The organism is Autumnicola patrickiae, from assembly GCF_031846525.1.
GTDB lineage: Bacteria > Bacteroidota > Bacteroidia > Flavobacteriales > Flavobacteriaceae > Autumnicola > Autumnicola patrickiae.
Genome location: NZ_JAVRHM010000004.1, coordinates 87,799 through 107,447, shown reverse-complemented (window position 1 = coordinate 107,447; position 19,649 = coordinate 87,799). Strand labels below are relative to the sequence as shown.

21 protein-coding genes are annotated in these 19,649 nt (G+C 36.6%); 19 read left to right on the top strand and 2 right to left on the bottom strand.

The genetic code is table 11. From position 1 onward, the window contains the following. Positions 1-117 precede the first annotated feature (117 nt). Positions 118-3,390, bottom strand: a complete 3,273-nt coding sequence (locus tag RM549_RS05180; RefSeq protein ID WP_311682502.1) for an amidohydrolase family protein — start codon at positions 3,388-3,390, stop codon at positions 118-120. Between the two features lie 231 nt (positions 3,391-3,621). Between RM549_RS05180 and RM549_RS05175 the strand changes: the two genes are divergently transcribed. The 18 genes from RM549_RS05175 to RM549_RS05095 all read left to right on the top strand — a co-directional run bounded on the left by RM549_RS05175 (position 3,622) and on the right by RM549_RS05095 (position 18,316). Next, positions 3,622-6,024: an AAA family ATPase gene (locus RM549_RS05175; RefSeq protein ID WP_311682644.1), complete on the top strand. Its 2,403-nt coding sequence runs from the start codon at positions 3,622-3,624 to the stop codon at positions 6,022-6,024. A 284-nt stretch (positions 6,025-6,308) separates the two neighbouring features. After that, positions 6,309-6,776, top strand: a complete 468-nt coding sequence (locus RM549_RS05170; RefSeq protein WP_311682500.1) for a DUF423 domain-containing protein — start codon at positions 6,309-6,311, stop codon at positions 6,774-6,776. 116 nt (positions 6,777-6,892) lie between these two features. Further along, entirely contained in the window at positions 6,893-8,284 is a 1,392-nt protein-coding gene (locus tag RM549_RS05165; protein WP_311682498.1) for a hypothetical protein, read from the top strand. A gap of 123 nt (positions 8,285-8,407) precedes the next feature. Further along, positions 8,408-9,001 (top strand): hypothetical protein, encoded by a 594-nt coding sequence (locus RM549_RS05160; RefSeq protein ID WP_311682495.1) that lies wholly within the window; start codon positions 8,408-8,410, stop codon positions 8,999-9,001. 204 nt (positions 9,002-9,205) lie between these two features. Then, complete coding sequence (locus RM549_RS05155; protein WP_311682494.1) at positions 9,206-9,760, top strand: hypothetical protein; 555 nt, start codon at positions 9,206-9,208, stop codon at positions 9,758-9,760. 72 nt (positions 9,761-9,832) lie between these two features. Next, positions 9,833-10,498 carry a hypothetical protein gene (locus tag RM549_RS05150; protein ID WP_311682492.1) on the top strand — a complete coding sequence of 222 codons (666 nt, stop codon included), beginning with the start codon at positions 9,833-9,835 and terminating at the stop codon, positions 10,496-10,498. 83 nt (positions 10,499-10,581) lie between these two features. Then, on the top strand, positions 10,582-11,067 hold the full coding sequence (locus tag RM549_RS05145) for a hypothetical protein (protein WP_311682491.1): 486 nt from the start codon (positions 10,582-10,584) through the stop codon (positions 11,065-11,067). Positions 11,068-11,087: 20 nt separating this feature from the next. After that, positions 11,088-11,687, top strand: a complete 600-nt coding sequence (locus RM549_RS05140) for a Riean_0653 family protein (RefSeq protein WP_311682489.1) — start codon at positions 11,088-11,090, stop codon at positions 11,685-11,687. A gap of 123 nt (positions 11,688-11,810) precedes the next feature. Further along, positions 11,811-12,527 carry a DUF3667 domain-containing protein gene (locus RM549_RS05135; protein WP_311682486.1) on the top strand — a complete coding sequence of 239 codons (717 nt, stop codon included), beginning with the start codon at positions 11,811-11,813 and terminating at the stop codon, positions 12,525-12,527. Between the two features lie 2 nt (positions 12,528-12,529). Then, positions 12,530-12,712, top strand: a complete 183-nt coding sequence (locus RM549_RS05130; RefSeq protein WP_311682484.1) for a hypothetical protein — start codon at positions 12,530-12,532, stop codon at positions 12,710-12,712. A gap of 297 nt (positions 12,713-13,009) precedes the next feature. Beyond that, positions 13,010-13,627: a hypothetical protein gene (locus tag RM549_RS05125; RefSeq protein ID WP_311682481.1), complete on the top strand. Its 618-nt coding sequence runs from the start codon at positions 13,010-13,012 to the stop codon at positions 13,625-13,627. 134 nt (positions 13,628-13,761) lie between these two features. Next, positions 13,762-13,878, top strand: a complete 117-nt coding sequence (locus RM549_RS19520) for a DUF6920 family protein (RefSeq protein ID WP_432264699.1) — start codon at positions 13,762-13,764, stop codon at positions 13,876-13,878. Positions 13,879-14,132: 254 nt separating this feature from the next. Further along, positions 14,133-15,095, top strand: coding sequence for an NAD(P)-dependent alcohol dehydrogenase (locus RM549_RS05120; protein WP_311682479.1), 963 nt, complete (start codon positions 14,133-14,135; stop codon positions 15,093-15,095). 26 nt (positions 15,096-15,121) lie between these two features. After that, the gene (locus RM549_RS05115; protein WP_311682476.1) at positions 15,122-15,553 is read left to right on the top strand and encodes a VOC family protein; all 432 of its coding nucleotides are present in this window, start codon (positions 15,122-15,124) and stop codon (positions 15,551-15,553) included. 35 nt (positions 15,554-15,588) lie between these two features. Further along, positions 15,589-16,041 carry a DUF1569 domain-containing protein gene (locus RM549_RS05110; RefSeq protein ID WP_311682474.1) on the top strand — a complete coding sequence of 151 codons (453 nt, stop codon included), beginning with the start codon at positions 15,589-15,591 and terminating at the stop codon, positions 16,039-16,041. 275 nt (positions 16,042-16,316) lie between these two features. After that, positions 16,317-16,757: a DUF1801 domain-containing protein gene (locus RM549_RS05105; protein WP_311682471.1), complete on the top strand. Its 441-nt coding sequence runs from the start codon at positions 16,317-16,319 to the stop codon at positions 16,755-16,757. A gap of 27 nt (positions 16,758-16,784) precedes the next feature. Next, entirely contained in the window at positions 16,785-17,321 is a 537-nt protein-coding gene (locus tag RM549_RS05100; RefSeq protein ID WP_311682469.1) for a DUF1697 domain-containing protein, read from the top strand. Positions 17,322-17,374: 53 nt separating this feature from the next. Continuing rightward, a complete protein-coding gene (locus tag RM549_RS05095; RefSeq protein WP_311682467.1) occupies positions 17,375-18,316 on the top strand; it encodes a hypothetical protein in 942 nt (313 codons plus the stop codon). A 156-nt stretch (positions 18,317-18,472) separates the two neighbouring features. Here the strand turns inward: RM549_RS05095 and RM549_RS05090 are convergent, their stop codons facing one another. Further along, a complete protein-coding gene (locus RM549_RS05090) occupies positions 18,473-18,892 on the bottom strand; it encodes a DUF2141 domain-containing protein (RefSeq protein ID WP_311682466.1) in 420 nt (139 codons plus the stop codon). A 108-nt stretch (positions 18,893-19,000) separates the two neighbouring features. Here RM549_RS05090 and RM549_RS05085 point away from each other — a divergent pair, with 108 nt between their 5' ends. Continuing rightward, positions 19,001-19,462, top strand: coding sequence for a DUF4440 domain-containing protein (locus RM549_RS05085; protein WP_311682464.1), 462 nt, complete (start codon positions 19,001-19,003; stop codon positions 19,460-19,462). The last annotated feature ends 187 nt before the right edge of the window (positions 19,463-19,649 follow it).

Genomic DNA, 19,649 nt, shown 5'->3' with positions numbered 1-19,649 from the left:
GCGAACCACGAGCAAAACTCCACAACCGACAACAGACAACTCACAACTTTTTTCCAACTCCAAACTAAGAGCGCAGCGACTCAAAAAACTACCGTCTACGAACTACCGTTTAAGAACTTAATGCGCCATACACCCGTGTCCCTGTTCATGCCAGTCAAACGCCGGACTGTAACGATTATTTTCCCAATAGAAATTTCCTCTCTCTTTCGGATTATTGCCAATCTCGTTCATCGTTTCGGCGTCATAAAGTCGGCCGTTTATCATCGTATAGATTATTGTGTTGGAATTCTGAATATCTTCTAACGGATTCTCTTCCATTACCAGCAAATCGGCTAGTTTTCCTTCTTTCAGGGAGCCTATTTCACTGTCCATTCCAATGTATTCGGCAGAATTAATAGTAGCAGTTTTTAAAGCTTCCAGATTGCTCATGCCGCCCATCTGGATGAGCCAGAGTTCCCAGTGTGCGCCTAATCCCTGCAATTGTCCGTGAGCACCCATGTTCACTTTTACGCCTTCGTCAGAAAGTTCTTTAGCCGTTTCTGAAACCAGGATCGGTCCGTTTTCGTATTCTTCCTGTGGCACCATCGTGCGGTGGCGCGAGCGGGAATCTACTATCTGACGCGGAGTGAAATTCAGCAGTTTTTCATTTTCCCATACATTCGTCTTTTCATACCAGTAATATTCCCCGTTTATTCCGCCATAATTCACGATAAGCGTAGGAGTGTAGCCGGTTTTGCTTTCGCCCCACAGCGTTTTTACATCCTTGTAAACCGGCGCAATAGGGATGTTGTGTTCAATCCCGGTATGGCCGTCCACGATCATGTTCATATTGTGTAAAAATGTACTTCCACCTTCCGGAACCACGTTCATGTTCAGTTCTTTTGCGGCAAGTAAAATTTGCTGACGTTGCTCCCTTCGCGGCTGATTATAACTTTTTACTGAAGTCGCTCCAAAAGCTTTTGTTCTTCGCAAGGCAGATCTCGCGTCGTCCAGGCTGTTGATCACCGCTTTAAAATCCCCTTCGGCGCCATAAAGGATAATTCCGGTGGAATATAATCTCGGTCCTACCATATCTCCGCTTTTTATTAATTCCGAAATTCCAAAAACCGTCTCACTCAAAGCGGAAGGATCGTGCGCGGTGGTCACACCAAAAGCAAGATTAGCATAACTTGGCCAGTGTTGTTTCGGCGTAAGTCCGTATCGAAAAGCACCAATATGAGCATGTGCATCTACCATTCCCGGCATAATCGTCTTTCCGGATGCATCGTAAATTTTGGCAGTTTTCGGCACATTAATTTCTTCAGAAGGTCCAATCGCAACAATTTTATTGCCTTTTATCACAATCGTGCCGTTTTCGATCACTATATCGCCTTCCATAGTGATAATCCGGGCGTTGGTAAAGGCAATTTGCCCTTCCGGAACGTCTGTTTTTACTTCCAGGCCTATTTTTTGGCCATTTTCGGTAATTGGAGCAATAGAATCGGGCGAATTTTTCAGAAAAGTGAAGCGTTCCGAAACTTTATTGGTGAAATATTCGTCGCCCAAAGTCCAGTGTATATTTTGGCTATTATTGGACCAGTGCAAATTAATGCCCGCGTCTTTAGTAATTTGCGTTACGGGAACAGACTTCGTATTCTCGTTCAATTCGATCGTTTGGCCGGTCATCACCAGCGGCGCGATATAAACCTTGTGCAGGTTCGAAAATGCGATCCATTTATTATCGGGGCTGGGTAAAAGTCGGTTAGCGTATTTGGATTTTACGTGAGTACGCTCGTCTTCGCCGTTAAGGTTTACACTTCTCAGGTTTTTCTCGAGGTCACCAAAAAAGTAGCCGCCGGTCTGAAAGAAAACCCTGCTGTCGTCCACATTAAAAACCGGAAAATCGCCCTCTTTACTAATCTTTCTAATGTTTTCTCTGGAAGCGCTCATCAAGTAGATTCCCGGTTCTTTGCTAAAAACCTGACCCTGGTCGCTGTTCCCGCCTTCCCTCGCAAAAGCGATCATTTTTCCATTATTTGAAAACGACGGATTCCGATAAATACCTTTTTTAGACGTAAGCGTAGTTTCGTTTCCACCGGAAACGGAAATCTTTTTAATGCTTCCCATTCGCTCGTCGTCCCAGGTCACATAGACGATTTCTTTCCCATCAGCAGAAAAATCGGGTTCAAATTCAAAGTCTTCAGAATTAGTAAGACGCTGAGGTTTTCCGTTGGGCAGTTGTTTCTTCCACAGGTAACCCACTGCGTTAAAAACCAAAGTTTTTCCGTCGGGAGAAGTTACCGCATGGCGAATCACCTTCGGATTAAAAGTTTCAGAAAAAACCTCGTGATCTGTATGTAAAGCATCGGCAATCTGGATAGTGGTATTCACCTCAAACGGAATATCTTCCACCTCGTAAGTATCGATATTTGCCTTTTTGATGCCGCCTTCACTCCAAAAAACAAGTTCCTTATTATTTGGCATCCAGCTAAAACCGGGATAAACGCCAAAAATCGCCCAGGCTTCCTGCTGGTCTTTGCTTAGCTGATCGTATACCGGCCATTCCTGGCCAGTTTCCAGATCGTGAATATAAAGCACAGATTTGGTGCGGACTCGTTTTACAAAAGCCAGTTTGGAACCGTCTGGTGAAACCTGTGGCCGCGCAGCACCGCCGGGACCGCCTGTAATCGTGGTATTTTCTCCCGTTTCAAAATCGTATCTTTTGATCACGTAGATCTGTTTATTGGGATCTTTGTTATACTGAAAATTGCCGCCGGGATACATATCTTCGCTGTAATAAAGGTAGCGGCCATCGGGCGAAATGCTCGGCTCGTTTACGTCCTGCTGATCGTTTTTGCGCTCGGTAAGCTGAATTCCGCCTTTGCCTGCCAAATGATATTGCCACATTTCGCCGGCGCCCAGGGAACGTCCCGAGGTAAAGTGTTTACGGGCGATAATGGAATTTCCGTCTGCAGTCCAGACGGCATTATTTAGTAGTCGGAAATCTTCTTCAGTGATTTGTTGGGCATCGCTTCCGTTCTTTTGCATTACCCAGATATTGTCGCCACCGCCGGCATCGCTGGTAAAGGAAATCCTGGAGCCATCAGGGCTAAACCGCGGCTGCACCTCGTAGGCCATTCCGGTTCTTAGCGCTGTGGCTTTCCCGCCGGTAATTGGCATACTGTAAATATCGCCCAGCAGGTCAAAAACTATGGTTTTCCCGTCGGGGCTTACGTCCAGGTTCATCCAGGTACCTTCGCTGGTTTGCAACGGCACTTCCTTAATATTCCAGTCGGCAGGATAAGGATTAGAAACATCCCATTTGGTATCGTCTTTCTTTTCTTCTTCCTGTGCAAATACTGCTGAAGAAGATAGCAACAGTAGTAGCGCAGGCAATAATTTGTTAAGCATTATGAGTGGTTTTTAAGAGGGCTAAATATAGCGAATGTTTTGAAGTTTTGCAGAGCGAAGTGAGGGGAGGAGGAAGCTGAAGAATCTAAAAATTTAAAGTTGTTTAAGATTAGGTTGAAAAGTTTTTCGTACAAACTTTTCAGGTTTAATAATTTAGCTTAGTTTTAACAAAATTCCCTACGATTTTTTAGATTGCGATGTGCTGGTGCTAAAAGAGAAATTTTGGCGCTGGTGCGTTTATTAAGTTGTTGTGGACAATGCAAAAAAGAAAATAGGATGATTACAAAATTCAAATCCATAAATAATCTTGCTGTTTTTAAAAATTTCAGTTGGGACGCAAATATTAGAGATAAAGGGAATAACGTTGTACCATTTAAAAAGATTAATATTTTCTATGGACGTAACTATTCGGGAAAAACTACTCTTTCAAGAATTATAAGAGCATTAGAGACAGGTTCCATTTCTGATAAATATGAAAATCCTCAATTTGAAGTAAGTATTCAGAGTATAGCAGATGCTAATCAAGATAATTTAGCCAACCATGGAAAAAAAATAAGAGTATTCAATGAGGATTTCATAAAAGATAATCTCCGTTTTATAGTCAATTCAGAGGAAAGCATTACACCTTTTGCTATAATTGGAGGTAATGCTACGATTGAAACTGAAATCCAGGCACTAAAGGATGAATTAGGAGTTGATGAAGAAGATGAGGAAAGTGGATTTTATCTTGAATTGAAGAACGCAACAACTATTGCAAATACCGCTTTACAAACTTATCAAAATAAAAATGATAGCTTAAATAGCCAATTGAGTTTTAAAGCTACCAACAATCCAAATGGAATTAAGTACAAATCTGAAAAGTTTGGTGACCAAAATTACAACATCAATAAATTACAAGCAGATATTGATGTTGTCTTGAATTCAAGGTTCAAACCTTCTACAGATGAGGAAATAGAACAAAAACTTTCTTTATTAAAGGAAAGTGTAAATTCAGACATTCAAGCAATAGCAAAACCGAAGATTGACTTTGACATTCTCAATTCAAAAGCTAAAGAACTTGTAACTAAATCAATAAGTAGTTCGGATAAAATAGAACAACTTTTAAAAGATGCTATTATTAATCGATGGGTTAAAGAAGGAAGACAAATCCATAAAGATAAACTTCAAAATTGTTCATTTTGTGGTAATCAAATATCTCAAGAACGTTGGGAAGAACTTGAAAGTCATTTTGACGAAGAATCAGAGAAATTAGAAAAAGATATTGACCATTTAATTTCTGAATTGGATATTCAAATTAATCGTATAGGTCTACTAATACCTATAAACAAGAACATTTTTTATTCAAAGTTTCACTCGGTTTTAGATAATCTGATTTTGAAAAGGCAACAATTAATTGACGGTATAAAAGCTGAATTAATTAGGACTAAAAAATATCTTCAAATACGAAAAGATGACTTATTGAATCCAAAAGAATTTGTTGAAATCAGTGATAAGAGTATTGAGCTCGAAGAATGTTGGACAACATTTGAAAACTTTCGAAATCAAGCAAATGATTACAGCAATTCTTTAGGAAGTGAGCAAGCAGAAGCAAAAAAAATGCTTCGTTTAAGGGAAATAAGTGATTTTGTAGAAACTATTCAGTACGTTAAAGAAATTGCAGAAATCCAAGTCTTAAAAGATTCTTCAGATATAGAAACAAAAAAGAAAAAAGAGATAGAGAATAAAATTCAACAGCAAAAATTACAGATTGAAGACAAGGAAAGGTTGATGAAAGATGAAGAAAAAGGTGCTTTAAAGGTTAACGAATATTTGAATAATTTTTTCGGGCATGATTTCCTAACATTGCAGGCATTAGAAGAAACAGATAAAAAAGTTAGGTTTGAAATTGTTAGGAATGGAAATAAAGCTCATCATTTGAGCGAAGGCGAATGTAGCTTAATTGCATTCTGCTATTTTATGGCCAAACTCGAAGACATAGAAACCAAAGGTAGCAAACCTGTTATTTGGATAGATGACCCAATTTCGAGTTTAGATAGTAATCATATATTTTTCGTTTATAGCCTGATCAATGCAGAGATATTTGCTAAACAAGAATTCGAACAAATTTTCCTATCCACACATAATCTTGATTTTCTAAAATATTTAAAACGGCTACCAAGTGCTTTAAATAAAAATGAATGCGGTTATTTTCTAATATCAAGAGATAAAGAAAATAGTAAGATCAGAATAATGCCAAGATATCTGAAAGACTATGTAACAGAGTTCAATTTTCTATTTCACCAAATTTATAAATGTTCAACTGCAGATGAAGATGATGAAGACCAACATAATTTGTTCTATAATTTTGGAAATAATACCCGTAAATTTTTAGAAGCATTTCTTTATTATAAATACCCAAATGCTAACGACCAACTTGAAAAGCTAACAAAGTTTTTCGGAGATAATAGACAAGCTTCTACTATGACTGACCGAATTAATAATGAATTTTCGCATTTAGAAGGATTGTTTGAAAGAAGTATGACGCCAATCGACATTCCTGAAATGAAAAAAACAGCTACATTTATTTTGGACAAAATTAATGAAAAAGATAGTGAGCAGTATGATGCATTACTTATGAGTATAAGGATTGAATAGAGGGGAAAAAGCACCGCCAACAACAATGAATAACTCAAATTGAGGAATTCTCTCTCAAAAATGCAGGAAAAGAACCAGAGGAAGAAAAAGATTTAATCCTAATCTTTGTAAATCGCGTTAATTGTAAAAATACCTTTGAAGATACAGAATAAACTGCTTCCATAGCTCCTTTAGTCTCCCTTTTTAAGCACAAAAAATGCATGAGAATCCTTCGAAGCCGACAATTCCACACCCCAACCGTAACATCTCAACTATAATCGTGACAAACATGTAAAGTGATAAATATGAAAGCATGGAATTTTCAGGTAAAAAGCAGCCCTAAAGAGATTGGCAAAAGACTAGAATCCTCCCTGGGATCTGCTGGAAAATTTGTATTTAATATAAATGATGATAAGATAAATTCAGTCAGGTTTAAATTACGAAAACGAATGCTCCTTGGCTTTGAACTGAATTCCCAGAATCATCTTATTGTTAACGGAAAAATACTAAAAGCAGGTACCGGCAATAAGGCTGATGTAAAAATTTACTTTACGCCACACATCTTGTCGAAATTGGTGATTTTTGCAAATATTATTCTGGGGCTGGGCTTTTTAGCTGCGGTAATTTTAGAAGTAAATAGCCATTCCTATATGTTTATAATCGGAGCGATATTCTTGGTAACAGGAATTTTATTATGGCTTCATTTACAGAAAACATTTGAGGAGCATGTTCAGGAATATAAGACGTTGCTTTCGGACGTATTAAAATCATAATAATTAAAGATCAAACATTTTACTTACACAGAACAATCAAGGTATCTAACAGAACATTACACATGACAAAAAAATTACATTCCGTAAGCTTAAACCCTTTTCTCAAACTCATTCTATTGCTAATTGCCGTTAATCTTTCAAGTTGTAGCGGTGATGAAGATCCTATAGAAGTTGATAATGAAGCAACGCTATCCTTAGCAGTTAAAAGCGAAGATACTTTGTGGAATCAGGTATCACTTGATTATACTGTTGAAGCTACAAATTTTGAGCCTGTGATAAATTTACTTGTCGACGGCGAGTTTATAAGCGCACATGAGAATGGTGATCCTATAACCTTAAATACAAAGAACTTTACAGATGGAACACACGACATAACTCTGGACGTTCTGGATGGTGAAACTTCGGTTAAATCAACATCAGTTGAAGTTAACTTTTTAAATACATTGGCTGTTGTTGATTATGGTGAATATTTGAATGAAAATACTACTGGATATATATTAGTGGATTTTAATGGAGAAACAATTGCTTATGAAGAGATAACTAATAACGCTACCATCACAATCTCAAGACCAGATGATTTTAATGAAGATTATTTTAATGTAAATTATATCACTTTCACTCCGTGGTATTATAGTATTCGTGCCATTAAAAATGTGCACTATTTGGAAGAAGAATATGGCAATTATGTAAGTAGTAATGGTACAGAATATGACTTTCAGATAATAAATCTTCCTACAGAATATGATTATTATAACGTGGCTGGTCCCTATGGTATGGGTGCTGGGCCAATTGAATATGCGGGTATAAGCTTAGAATCAGAATATACTCAATACGCCACAACATCTAATGAGGATTTCTATTTATACGTTAGAGAACCAGATAAAAATAGCTATTTGTATATAGAAGATTTAAATACAATGGGAAACAATGCGGTATATGACTTTGCAGAAGCAAGTACAGAAATGGACTCCTATTCTCTAAATTTTGCAAATCCTCTTGTAAGTTTGGGTGTTGGAATGGCTGGGCCATCCGATAAATATAAAACTGTTTACCTGAAGCTCACGGGTTTGGATCCTGTAACCTCTTTAACCTTTAGTTTACCTCGCCTTGAAGATTTCGAAAAATATAATAGCTATAACATAAATCAGACGCTTCGGATCAATGATAAGTATTTGTCAATCAACGATGAAAATGATCAATTTAGAATCAAAGAACCAATTGACTTAGATTTTACTTACACCAGTCCTGCTTTAGGACAAATGGACCTGGATATAACGGGTGATTATGATGAGGTAAGATATAATGTAGAATATCAAAAATCAGATTTCACAAGTTTAAGTTGGAGGGTAAGCTATAAAAATTACAATGGCGATCATACTTTTCCATCGATTCCCGAAGAGATCATTCCTGATTTTGAAAATTTTATAAGCGAATTCAATTATGATTTTACTGTCGTGAGAGTTTCAAAAACAGATGAAGAAGGAACTAAATATCAACTTTATAACTAAAAATTTAACTGTTGTTGAGCTAAACAGACTTCTGGAAAGCCAATATACAAACCTGGAATTCTCTGTCGATTTTTCAGAAATGACAAAAAAAATTAAAACAAGAAGCTCAACTTAAGAATAAAAATGAATAACATTAAATCCTTTCAGGAAATTCAGGGCTTCTTGTCTGTTGGATATATTTATTTAATTGTATTAGGGATTTTAAACGAGACGCTTTACTATAACCAAATTGGGATTAATATTTTAAATTATTCCAGCATATTAGATGTTCTAATAAGTCCAATTGCTAATTTAACCTCAAGCATTTTGAGCTTATGCATTTTCATTGTCTTAATCTTTCTTGTTATAAAGTTGCCTGGATTTTTAGCAAAAAATAAAGACAGGAACTGGTCTAAAAAAGTATTGAAAATAGATCCAGATTTATCAGCAAATGAAATAGAATCTTCTTTTTTTAAAGTTTTTCTAATCATGATTTCAGTGGGGCTACTTGGTTTTTTCGTAGGTACCGGAATCACAAAAGGAATTTACACATCAAAAAGAATTAATGAAGGAGAAATAGAATATAATGATAAATTGAATTTAATAAATGGAGAAAATGCTGATATTAAAATTCTTGGAACAAATAGCTCCTTCATCTTTTATTTAACACCCGAAATTAAAACAGTAAGCATAACACCAATTGAAGGAATAGTAGAAAGTATCGTAGATAGTAAATAAAACGTTCTTTAGTAATATATAAAAAGAAGATTTTTAACCTGTCTCGAATCGAAACTTCCTGCTCACTCCCAGCGCCTGGTTGCCTTTCGCTGTTCCTTTTGATCGGAAACCTGCGGGAAAAATCATTCCTGAAATCTGGCACTGCTTACCCATAATTGGCAAATCCAGACGCAACCTTTAAGTCCTTAGAGCATCTAAATAGATATGAATAAAAAAATATTCCCAATCCTCTTCTTCCTATTGGCAACTTTTATAAGTTGTGATCCTGAGGACGAGGAAGCTGAACCTTATTATTTCATGTCCGCAACGATCGATGGTGCTTCCTGGGAAACATCAGGCGTTGGGCATGCCCGGTTTTCAACCGAATATTGGTATCCAGAGGAGAGTTACAGGATCGATATTCATGCGGAAAATATGTACGTTAATCCCCAACCTTTGGATCGTGGAAAAGAGATTCGCTTTAATTTTGGATTTGTACCAGAGCCGGGCAAGTATTATTTTGATAATGAGGGAAGTGTTCAGGCAGAGTCGGGAGTTATTGGCGTTTTTACACATTGGAATCAAAATCACTATGCTTATAAATGGAGCGAAAGTGGATTTATTGAAATTGAATCAATTTCCAGAGATTTAATTTCCGGAAATTTCTCATTGACGGTTAAAGGTGATGCAGCAAACCCAGGAATTACTACTATTACTGAAGGGAAATTTAATGTGCTTTACAGGGGCGGGACTGGAAAAGCTTGGGAAGGCCCGGAATAGTGAATGCACAGGCTGTTTTTATACACTCATTAGAACACATTTTTTGAAATAATTAATAGATAATTACCAACTATGAAATTCAACTACATCATTTTTACCTTTCTTTTTTTATTTATTACAAATACATCTAAAGCTCAGGATTTAAACAAAATCTTCTTAGAAGCTGAAGCTGTAACGAAATATTCTGTTGGGGAAACAAAAAGGGATGTGATTTATTATGAGCCAAGTTTCACCATTGATGTTCCACAGATCTCCACTCACAAAAATCCCATCTATGGCCTGAATATTAGTCTTAACTACCAATTAAATTCAAATTTTTCCGCAGGCTTTGGATCTGGGTTGAACTTTGTTTTCGAACAACGGCCGGATTTCGCAAATGAATATCATACTAAGATTATGGCTCCGTTTTTTGCCCGCTTTAGATACCAGACAGATTTAAGCACCAATCTGATTTTTATATCAGATATAAACGCCGGATATCAATACGTGGATTTTAAACACGGCAATACAGAAAATGGATTTCTTTTTCAGGAAAGCGGAGGGTTACTTTTAAATCTTGATCTTGGATTGGGCTTGAAAATTGCCAAATTTACACCACTTTTAAAAGCAGGATATGAACTAAATCAATCAAATCACGAGAACAGTTTAGGATGGATTGCAGGTTATAACTATGAAGATAAGATAGAATACAGAACTTACTATCACCTCCTCAAGCTGTCCTTAAGTTTAAGGTTATAAATTAAAAGCTTTGGAAAACCCGAAAGAAAAAATGGGTATGTTTACTAAGTTGTTGTGCGTAAGTCTTGAAAAAATTAGAACTAATGAAAAACATTGGACTTTTATTTATAATCTTTAATGGTATACTTATTCTGAACTCGTGTTCAGAAGATGATGCTCAACCCTGTCCGCAAACTGAAGTCATTTCTATGCAAATCAACGGCCAAGTAAAGCAATTTCATATTGATGGAAATGGAATTGATCTGGATCGCGACGGTTCAGGCCATACTTTAAGTTTATGGTTGTCTACTGGAGTTTTCCAACCGCAGCAGGACTCCTATGCTATAACTATAAAACTTCCGTATAAAAAAACAGGCACTAACATTATTGAGAAATTTAATTATTTTCGGGTTCAAAATGGTAGTTCCGCAGAAAGTGATTTTGTTGAAGGAGAATTACAAAGTGAAGTAATAATTAATACAAATTCTTGTTTTAGCGCTACGTTTTCTGGACGTACCATAGTCGATGGCAATGAGATTGTTATAACTGAAGGAACAATTACTCATATTTATAATGAACCGTTTGAGTGACAAGCACTGTTGCCAACATTATGAAAAACAATTTAGTAAATAATAAACCAATGAAAATGCTAAAGAAGCAAATCCTAGTAATTCTCTTTTTCGTTCCTTTGATATTCTCTTGCAGTGAAGACGACGATAATGTAATTGATGAATTACCGGCTAAAACACAAACAGGTGAACAAACATTGGGATTTTCCATAGATGGTGAAAATTTTATATCTAGTGGTACAGGAAATTCAGGTCCAAGAGGATTTTACCAGGAGGTTAGTAATAAGAATTTTCTGCATATTGTTTCTGAATTTGAAAAAAATAATGAATGGACCTCAATTTCAATTTATGGAGCGGACATTAGTGCATTAGAAGAAACTGATTACAAAATAGGAGAGAGAGTAGATACTAAAATTTGGGGAGGTATTACTATAAATTTTGGTGATACAGATGCTTACTTTACAACAGATGAAATTACCGGAACTTTAATTATTACTAAGTTCGACAAGGAAAATCATATTCTAAGTGGTGAATTTGAATTTGATGCTGTAAATGAAGATGGAAGTCAGATTAAAGTAAAAAACGGACGGTTTGATTTAAATTATATTGCAGAAACCACCACTGTAAGTAACAACTTGTAAAAACATGGCTATAACCTTTTACAGTCGAAATTCTCGTTTGCTTGCGACGCCTGGCTGAGTTCGCTGTTCCCTGGGTTAATCAGACTTGCCAGTCGTCACAGTAAATAACGATTGTAAAACATTATGAATTGTAAAAATTGCAATAAAAAAGTACATCTCAACTACTGTGACAACTGCGGACATCCTGTTCATGTAAAACGGATTAACGGACAATACGTTCTCAAGGAGATTCAACAAGTACTAAACTTTGAGAAAGGTATTTTTTACACCATCTGGGAATTATTGATACGGCCTGGAGAGAATGTAAGGCATTTTATTACCGAAAATAGGAGCCGGCTGGTAAAACCAGTTATATTCATCATCGCAACTTCTTTAATATATTCACTTGTGAACGACTTTTTTCTTATTGAAGATGGTTATGTAAGATATGATGGAGTTGAAGAATCTACCACAGTGAGCATACTTCAATGGATTCAGGGCCACTATGGATATGCCAACCTTATAATGGCAATATTTATTGCCTTTTCAACAAAATTATTTTTCAGGAAGTATGGCTATAATTTTTACGAGATCCTAATTTTGCTATGTTTTGTGATGGGAATGGGAATGTTGTTTTTGGCCATTTTTGGAATTCTAGAGGGACTCACAAATTTTGGCCTGATGCAAATAGGAGGTATTTTATTTATCATTTATTTTACCTGGGCTATAGGACAGTTTTTTGAAAGGAAAAAACCGTTAAACTATTTTAAAGCATTTGCTTCTTATATGTTGGGGATGATTACGTTTATGCTTTGCGCAATTCTTTTGGGAGCATTAATTGATCTAATAATAAAACTTTAAATATGGAAAATAAAAAAGCACCGGTATTTGCTGTTGCAGTTTCAGCCGTCATTATTGGGGTGGCGCTATTTGAAGATTTCGACTTTCAGAACCTCAGTTTTGAAAAACCAGCATTAGCAGTTGTTTATGCTCTTACGCTGGGTTTCTGTATCTATGTTTTAATCAGGCACGTGGTTAAGAAATGAATTTCCCGGAAGGTCGATAATTGCCGTTTTTGAGCACTCATTAAAATCCATTCGGCCGGCAGAATCTTTTATGAAGATAATTAAATACACACATTTCATTTTTAATGAAATTTCAACGCAACCTATTAGCCTTTGCTGCATCTGGTAGTATATAGTTATGGAAAATAATGGGTGCTGATGTTTACGACTTCTCTCCCGGGATAGGTTTAGGTAGCAAATGGGTTACTAACAGCGGACTTATTTTTAAGATTCATGCTGGCTGGGGAAAACAATATGTCTCAACTAAAATTGAAAAGAATGAAATTTACTAATATATTCTTGGGATTGTTTTTATTCCTTGGTTTTGTGTCGTGCAGTAACGACGATGATTTTATAGAAGAAGAACAAAGATCAAAATCTTACGAATTGATCTCAGTACAATGGAAGCTAGACGAAAACGATGGACAAAGTATAGTAGAGAAAAAGCTTCCTGAGTATTATTTTCGGAACGATTCCGATACTATTATGGAGGTGGTTATTGAGCCTCTTAAGGATTTACAAGGCAGCTCGATATTTAAATTTAATGATTCGCTCACCTTTGCAGAACTACATTATCCGGAAGTTGAGGTGTCCGTTCCAGGAGAGCTAAGTTTATTATCTGAAAATTACGTTTACCTGGGCGGAGGTGTCAGAGTACCTTTAACACAAGAAGAGTCATTTTTCCCTTTTTTCAGGTCTTTCACGAGTACCTTCACCCTCACAGAAAGAACTCAGCTGACATCAAATTGCACTGTTTTTCTCAGAAAAAATAAAGCCACTTTTTTAGCGACGTTCAGGGAAACAACTACCGGGGAAACCTTAGAACTTGACGGTACCTGGACAGGTTTGTTTTTTAATAATTTAGAAGAGCATTCTGTATTAGAGGAGATTGATTAATCAGATTCCTAATTGAATCAGTCTTCATGAAAACGGATTTTTTTTAAAATTGTCGCTAGGCGTTTTAAAGATATATATGACAGTGAACTTGCGAAGTGGATTGTTACCGCAACCAAGACTGAAGAGCGGAACGGATAAAAATTCCGGTAGAATGTAAAGCAGCATGGGAAATGGAGGATGGCAGGTGGACCTGGTTAAAACTGAAAGTAACAAACATACAATACTCCCAAAATGCGCTGTTTCAGAATTAGAATACAAACGTCTGTATTTTTCTTAAGGTCGATAATTGCCAAATTTTAAGGTCGTCTTTATTCCACCAATTAGATACTTAGGAGTGTTGATTATTTCCTTATGCGCAACCAATAAAAGCCTTGTGTAAGATTCTGATTTACAGTGAAATATTCTATCTTTATGATGTCTCTGTGCTGAAAAGCAATTAGTATTGCCTTTGTTGGCGGTTCTGCAAGAATGAGATGAGTATTTATAGTGGAATAATTAAAAATAAATGAAAGCCTTTACAAAAACAAAATATGGCGGTCCGGAAATTCTTCAATTGGAAGAAGTGGAAAAACCATCTTTAAAAGAAGGTCACATTCTCGTAAAAGTAATGGCGAATTCGGCCAACCCCGCTGACTGGCATATTATTCGGGGAAAGCCTTTTCTTGCACGTTTCGCTTTTGGTCTGTTTAAGCCGAAGAATAAAATTCCGGGGATTGATTTTGCCGGTATTGTGGAAGAGGTAGGAAAAGATGTAGAGCATTTTAAAACAGGAGACCGGGTTTTTGGAGAGATAATTAAAGGTGGGGCTTTTGCTGAATATATTTGTGTGCCGTCAAAGGTATGTGGTATCATGCCGGAAAGATCAGATTTCCCTGAAATGGCCGGTGTGCCTGTGGCTGGATTGACGGCCCTGCAGGCGCTTATCACTCACGGGAACATTAAAGAAGGAGATTCTGTTTTGATAAATGGTGCTTCGGGAGGTGTTGGTCATTTTGCTGTTCAAATTGCAAAAGCCTTTGGCGCTAGAGTAACCGCTGTCTGTTCAGCTAAAAAAGTTGATTTTGTAAAAAACTTAGGTGCAGATCAGGTAATCGCCTATGACAAAGAAAATATTCATCAACACAATACAAAATACGACCTCGTTCTTGATGCCCATGGTAATCTCTTCTTTGGCGATTTTAAACGAATGGGACAACAGGGTGTTATGATAGGTTTCACCACCATGGGGCATATGATGTCAGTACTTATACGAAGTAAGCTGAAAAAATTCCATTTGGTCCAGTTTACAGCTGAAGCAAACATGAAAGATTTAGAGACATTGGCAAATATGATTCGGGACGGAAAAATTAAAGTGCATTTAGAAAAAGTCTACTCGTATAAAGAAATTCCGGAAGCCGTAAGGTACGTCGAAGCAATGCATACTAAGGGAAAAGTGGCAATGGTTTGGAAAAGCAATGACAGCTTTTAATTCCTTAAGTTATTTTTTAGCAGATTATGGCAACCATAAATGTATACCTCCAATTCAACGGAAATTGTGAAAGAGCATTTGATTTTTATAAATCTGTTTTTGGTGGCGAATATCAGTTTAAAGGACGATATAAAGAGCTTTCAGAAACAGCCAGGCAGAATATTCCGCATGCTACTGATGAACAAATTATGCACATTGCCTTACCAATCAGTAAAGAAACTATACTAATGGGAGCTGATGTTGTTGATCCCGAAAAAGATTCAACGCATTCGCATAGTGGCTTTTCTCTGTTTGTAAATGCTGATGATAAAAAGGAAGCCGACCGGCTTTTTGCAGCTTTATCTGATGAAGGTAAAGTGATCGTTTCTATCACCGATCAGTTTTGGGGTTCTTACTATGGTTTATGTACAGATAAATTCGGAATTAGCTGGAAGATTAGTTTTACGAATGAGAATTAGACAACGCGGCATGCAATTTTAATAACTCCTGAACCATGAAAACAATTTTTGACGAACAAATAAGAGCAGAATTGATTGAGAGAGTCGGGCAAATTAACGAAGCCAATACGGCGGAATGGGGAAAAATGAACGTTTACCAAATGCTAAGGCACAACATTTATTGGAATGGCTGGGTGTTGGGAAAAGATAATCCGGTTTATAAACAGGCTTTTTCCGGTAAAATCTTCGGAAAGATTGCTTTAAAGAGAATGATCAGGGACGAAAAACCTCTGGCGAAAAAGATTCCGACTTCTCCCCAATTCCAGGTGAAGGAAACTAAGGGCGACGTGAAATCTGAAAAAGCTGACTGGGTTTTGCTGATAAAAGAATACGCGAATTATAACAATCCGGATTTTATTCACGATTTCTTCGGAAAAATGACAAAGGAGCAGATTGGGCAGTTAGTCTATAAACACACCGACCATCATCTGAGACAATTCGGAGTTTGAAATGATAACAAAGGAGGATTCCGCTGCGGCCATTTATCTAAAAGTCTAAGGTTAAAAAGTCGATAATTGGCAATTTTCGGCATCCGTTAAAGAAGATTGTCAGAAATATTTCTGCATTTCCCTGAAGTCATGGAATCGGCGTTATCTTTTCGTAAATTCCTTCTTTGCACACTGATTTTTAATTAATTATTCTATTTTTAGATTCTTTTATTTTGGACCGGTTTAAGAACAGTGATGCCGGTCTTAAAATTCACTATTATCGGAAGCAATCCATCATGCGAAAAATAATCCTGAAAACAAGTCCGAAAGTTAGTGGGAAATTTGGCAATTATCCTGATGACGTTCGTGAGAAACTCCAGTTTTTGAGGGAACTGATTATTGAAACTGCAGAAGAAACCGAAGGTGTCACTGAACTGGAAGAGACCTTAAAATGGGGCGAACCCGCTTTTGTGACTAAGAACGGAAGTACCTTAAGAGTTGATTGGAAGGAAAAAACACCAAATCAATATGCCATGTACTTCCAGTGTAAGAGTCGGTTAGTGGATTCTTTCAGAATGGTATTTGATCAAAAACTGCAATTTCAAGGAAGTCGGGCAATCGTGTTTCAGATAAACCAAGAAATTCCTGTTTCGGAATTGAAAGAATGTATAAAAGCCTCTTTAACCTACCATAAGGTAAAACATCTGGAAACCCTGGGGATTCAGCAAACTATCTAAAGTTCGGGTAATAAAAAATAAAACTTAATGAATTCGAAAATTGCCATTTTAAGAGGTATAAACGTAGGAGGGAAGCGGAAAATTCTCATGGCAGATTTAAAAAACCTGTGTGGAGAATTAGGAATTACAAACGTACAAACTTATATCCAAAGCGGTAATATAATTTTTAGGGCTACAGATCCCAGTGTAGATTTGGAAAATAAACTGGAAACTGCAATCAGTGAAAAATTTGGATTCGAAGTGCCGGTGATCGTAAGGACTTCAGAAGAACTTCAGGAATTAGTAGATCAAAATCCGTTCTACAGTTTAACTACAGATATTAATAAGTTGCACCTGACTTTCTTAAAAGAGAAACCTGCTCAAGAAAATATTCAGCAAACAGAGTCTTTCGATTATAAACCTGACAGGTTCAAAATTCAGAATAAAGATGTTTTCATATACTGCGAAGGTAAATACCACCAGTCTAAATTGACCAATAACTTTTTTGAAAAAAAGTTAAAAACCGGCGCGACAACCAGGAACTGGAAAACAGTTTTAAAGCTGCTGGAGTTGAGTAAAGGATGATAAAAACAAAGGCAAATAGGAAAAATCGTCATCGCCCTCAACCTGAATAAAATATGGACAAATTACTTATACTCTTCTTCTTATTTTTGGGAATTACCCTCTCTGGACAGCAAATTGAATTAGATATCCATAATACCTCACTTGAAGAATATCTCCAAATGGAAGAGAAATTGGATAGCTATAGAATACCGGCAACTTCAAATCTTATTCTTCTTACCGGAGAGGCACTACCAATCGAATTCATCCGGGAAGAAAAGATGATTCCGAACCTTTATAAAAGTTATATTTTCAAAGCAAAAGACTCAATGATGATGGGCATGCATTATCGATGGGATGAAAGACGTCCTGGAAGAGTTGAGTTCAATTTTCCGAAGAACGGAAAATTTACAAGAGCTATGGTAGAACGGTTTCATCATTTAAAAAAAATGATTATTCAGAAATATGGAGAACCTACGGCAGAAGAAAATGTTGGTAATTCTATATTCGTTGGTCCGAATGATGTTTTAAGTAAAACAGAAAAGTGGCATCCAAATGATAGTACAGAAATTGAACTATCGACCAGTATTTATCAATTCAAAGTAGGTACGGATACCACCAGACAGTACCATAAAATACATCTATATATAAGGAACAGTAAAATAGAGAAAAGGGAAAGCAGGTTTAGTAAATTGATTATGTTGTCCAACGAATTTCTAAAAAGCTTAGATGAAAGAGATATTGCTAAATCCAGGGAATTCTTTTCAGATTCAATTCACAATACTTTTAGTAATAAACAATTAGTGGCATTAATGGATAACATAGATTTTAATCGTGAACCTAGATTATCTATTGCCGATCATTTTGGACACGCTGGAAATGAGGTTGCAGTACTACAATTCACTTATAAAGACGAAAATTCATATCCACCGGATGAGCCATTTAAAATTATTTTTGATATTGAAAATAAGATTATCGGAATAGTGCAAATTAGTGGCAAGGTGGAATCGCCCAATTAAGATTAAGATACTGTGGGGCTAAAAATGCTTTAGAATTAAAATTATAAATAAATTCCACGGAAAAATATAACAGCTCACGAGGGAGGGTTTCGCTCTGGATACGAAGACAGAAGTCGAGCAGGATTTTTATAAGAAAAGACTGAAAACCTCCAGTACCTACCTCAGTTCAATTTCCTGCTTTACAGTTTCTCCATTTTTAACTTCAAACTTCGCGTCTTTCCATTTTGGAGGGCCAAAGTTTGCGGGTGCATTATTGGAAACGCCATAATTTTCTTTTGGCATACCAATAAAATTTGTGTTCATTTCACCATCTGCATCTTCATCATGAAATAGCGAAATGGCATAAGTACCGTCGGGAACATCATCAAATTCCACTACTACTTTATCCTCTTTAATTTCTGATTTTCTGCCTAGAAATTCTTCTTTTAAAAAGGAATCTTCAGTGTTATGCAGTGCCACAAGAACATAGCCTTTATTAGATTCGAAATTGGTGATTTCCACTTCAATAGTATTTTGCGCATTCAGAAAAAAAGTTCCGAAAAGGAAAAAAATGAGCGCCGGGATTATTTTATTCATAACTTTCATATCATATTTGACCAAAGGAATTTACAATAATAGTTCCAAATATTTTGCGAGAGATTTGGTTAAAGTTTTAAATGAATTATGTAAACCTAAAAATCCGATATGAAAACAACCATTCAATTTTTGCTGCTGCTTCTAATTTCAGCTTCCGCGGGAGCCCAGACTTTAGAAAAAGATAATGAAAAGCTTATTAAAGAGCTAATCAGTGATTCTTTTGATGATATATTCTCAAACCTGGACCCGGAAAAGCTCAGCGATTATTATACAGAAGATTTTTTGTTGCTGGAGAATGGCGAGGTGTGGAATAATGAGATTATAATCAGCTATATGGAGAAAGCGCAGGGACAAAGACAGCCGCAGCGAATAAACTCTTTTAATTTTATCGAGATAAAGATCCAGGATAAAATGGCGTGGGTGGCGTATCACAATAATGCGCGATTTATGATGGGCGAAAAATTGGCCGGGGAAATGAACTGGCTGGAAAGCGCCACCGCGATTCTAACTGAAGATGGTTGGAAATTGCAGATGTTGCATTCCACTCTTATTGAAGAGGAACACGATTAACAGGAACCTGAAGTCCGGTAAAATAATAGATGCCAAAAATTGGCAATTTTCGACCCCTACTTGTAAGCGTATAACTATAATAGACTAATAAGCTCCGGATTAAAATAATGACTGAAAAATTCCGAAACAAATACCGAATCCTCTCTGCACGAATGCAAAGCTGGGATTATTCATGGAACGCTGCGTA

Coding starts and splice junctions, on each gene's coding strand:
- RM549_RS05155 (WP_311682494.1), top strand. CDS start 9,206: ATGAATAAAAAAATATTCCCAATCCTCTTCTTCCTATTGGCAACTTTT.
- RM549_RS05115 (WP_311682476.1), top strand. CDS start 15,122: ATGGCAACCATAAATGTATACCTCCAATTCAACGGAAATTGTGAAAGA.
- RM549_RS05105 (WP_311682471.1), top strand. CDS start 16,317: ATGCGAAAAATAATCCTGAAAACAAGTCCGAAAGTTAGTGGGAAATTT.
- RM549_RS05100 (WP_311682469.1), top strand. CDS start 16,785: ATGAATTCGAAAATTGCCATTTTAAGAGGTATAAACGTAGGAGGGAAG.
- RM549_RS05110 (WP_311682474.1), top strand. CDS start 15,589: ATGAAAACAATTTTTGACGAACAAATAAGAGCAGAATTGATTGAGAGA.
- RM549_RS05150 (WP_311682492.1), top strand. CDS start 9,833: ATGAAATTCAACTACATCATTTTTACCTTTCTTTTTTTATTTATTACA.
- RM549_RS05160 (WP_311682495.1), top strand. CDS start 8,408: ATGAATAACATTAAATCCTTTCAGGAAATTCAGGGCTTCTTGTCTGTT.
- RM549_RS05090 (WP_311682466.1), bottom strand. CDS start 18,892: ATGAATAAAATAATCCCGGCGCTCATTTTTTTCCTTTTCGGAACTTTT.
- RM549_RS05130 (WP_311682484.1), top strand. CDS start 12,530: ATGGAAAATAAAAAAGCACCGGTATTTGCTGTTGCAGTTTCAGCCGTC.
- RM549_RS05170 (WP_311682500.1), top strand. CDS start 6,309: ATGAAAGCATGGAATTTTCAGGTAAAAAGCAGCCCTAAAGAGATTGGC.
- RM549_RS05145 (WP_311682491.1), top strand. CDS start 10,582: ATGAAAAACATTGGACTTTTATTTATAATCTTTAATGGTATACTTATT.
- RM549_RS05085 (WP_311682464.1), top strand. CDS start 19,001: ATGAAAACAACCATTCAATTTTTGCTGCTGCTTCTAATTTCAGCTTCC.
- RM549_RS05140 (WP_311682489.1), top strand. CDS start 11,088: ATGAAAAACAATTTAGTAAATAATAAACCAATGAAAATGCTAAAGAAG.
- RM549_RS05095 (WP_311682467.1), top strand. CDS start 17,375: ATGGACAAATTACTTATACTCTTCTTCTTATTTTTGGGAATTACCCTC.
- RM549_RS05120 (WP_311682479.1), top strand. CDS start 14,133: ATGAAAGCCTTTACAAAAACAAAATATGGCGGTCCGGAAATTCTTCAA.
- RM549_RS05180 (WP_311682502.1), bottom strand. CDS start 3,390: ATGCTTAACAAATTATTGCCTGCGCTACTACTGTTGCTATCTTCTTCA.
- RM549_RS05125 (WP_311682481.1), top strand. CDS start 13,010: ATGAAATTTACTAATATATTCTTGGGATTGTTTTTATTCCTTGGTTTT.
- RM549_RS05135 (WP_311682486.1), top strand. CDS start 11,811: ATGAATTGTAAAAATTGCAATAAAAAAGTACATCTCAACTACTGTGAC.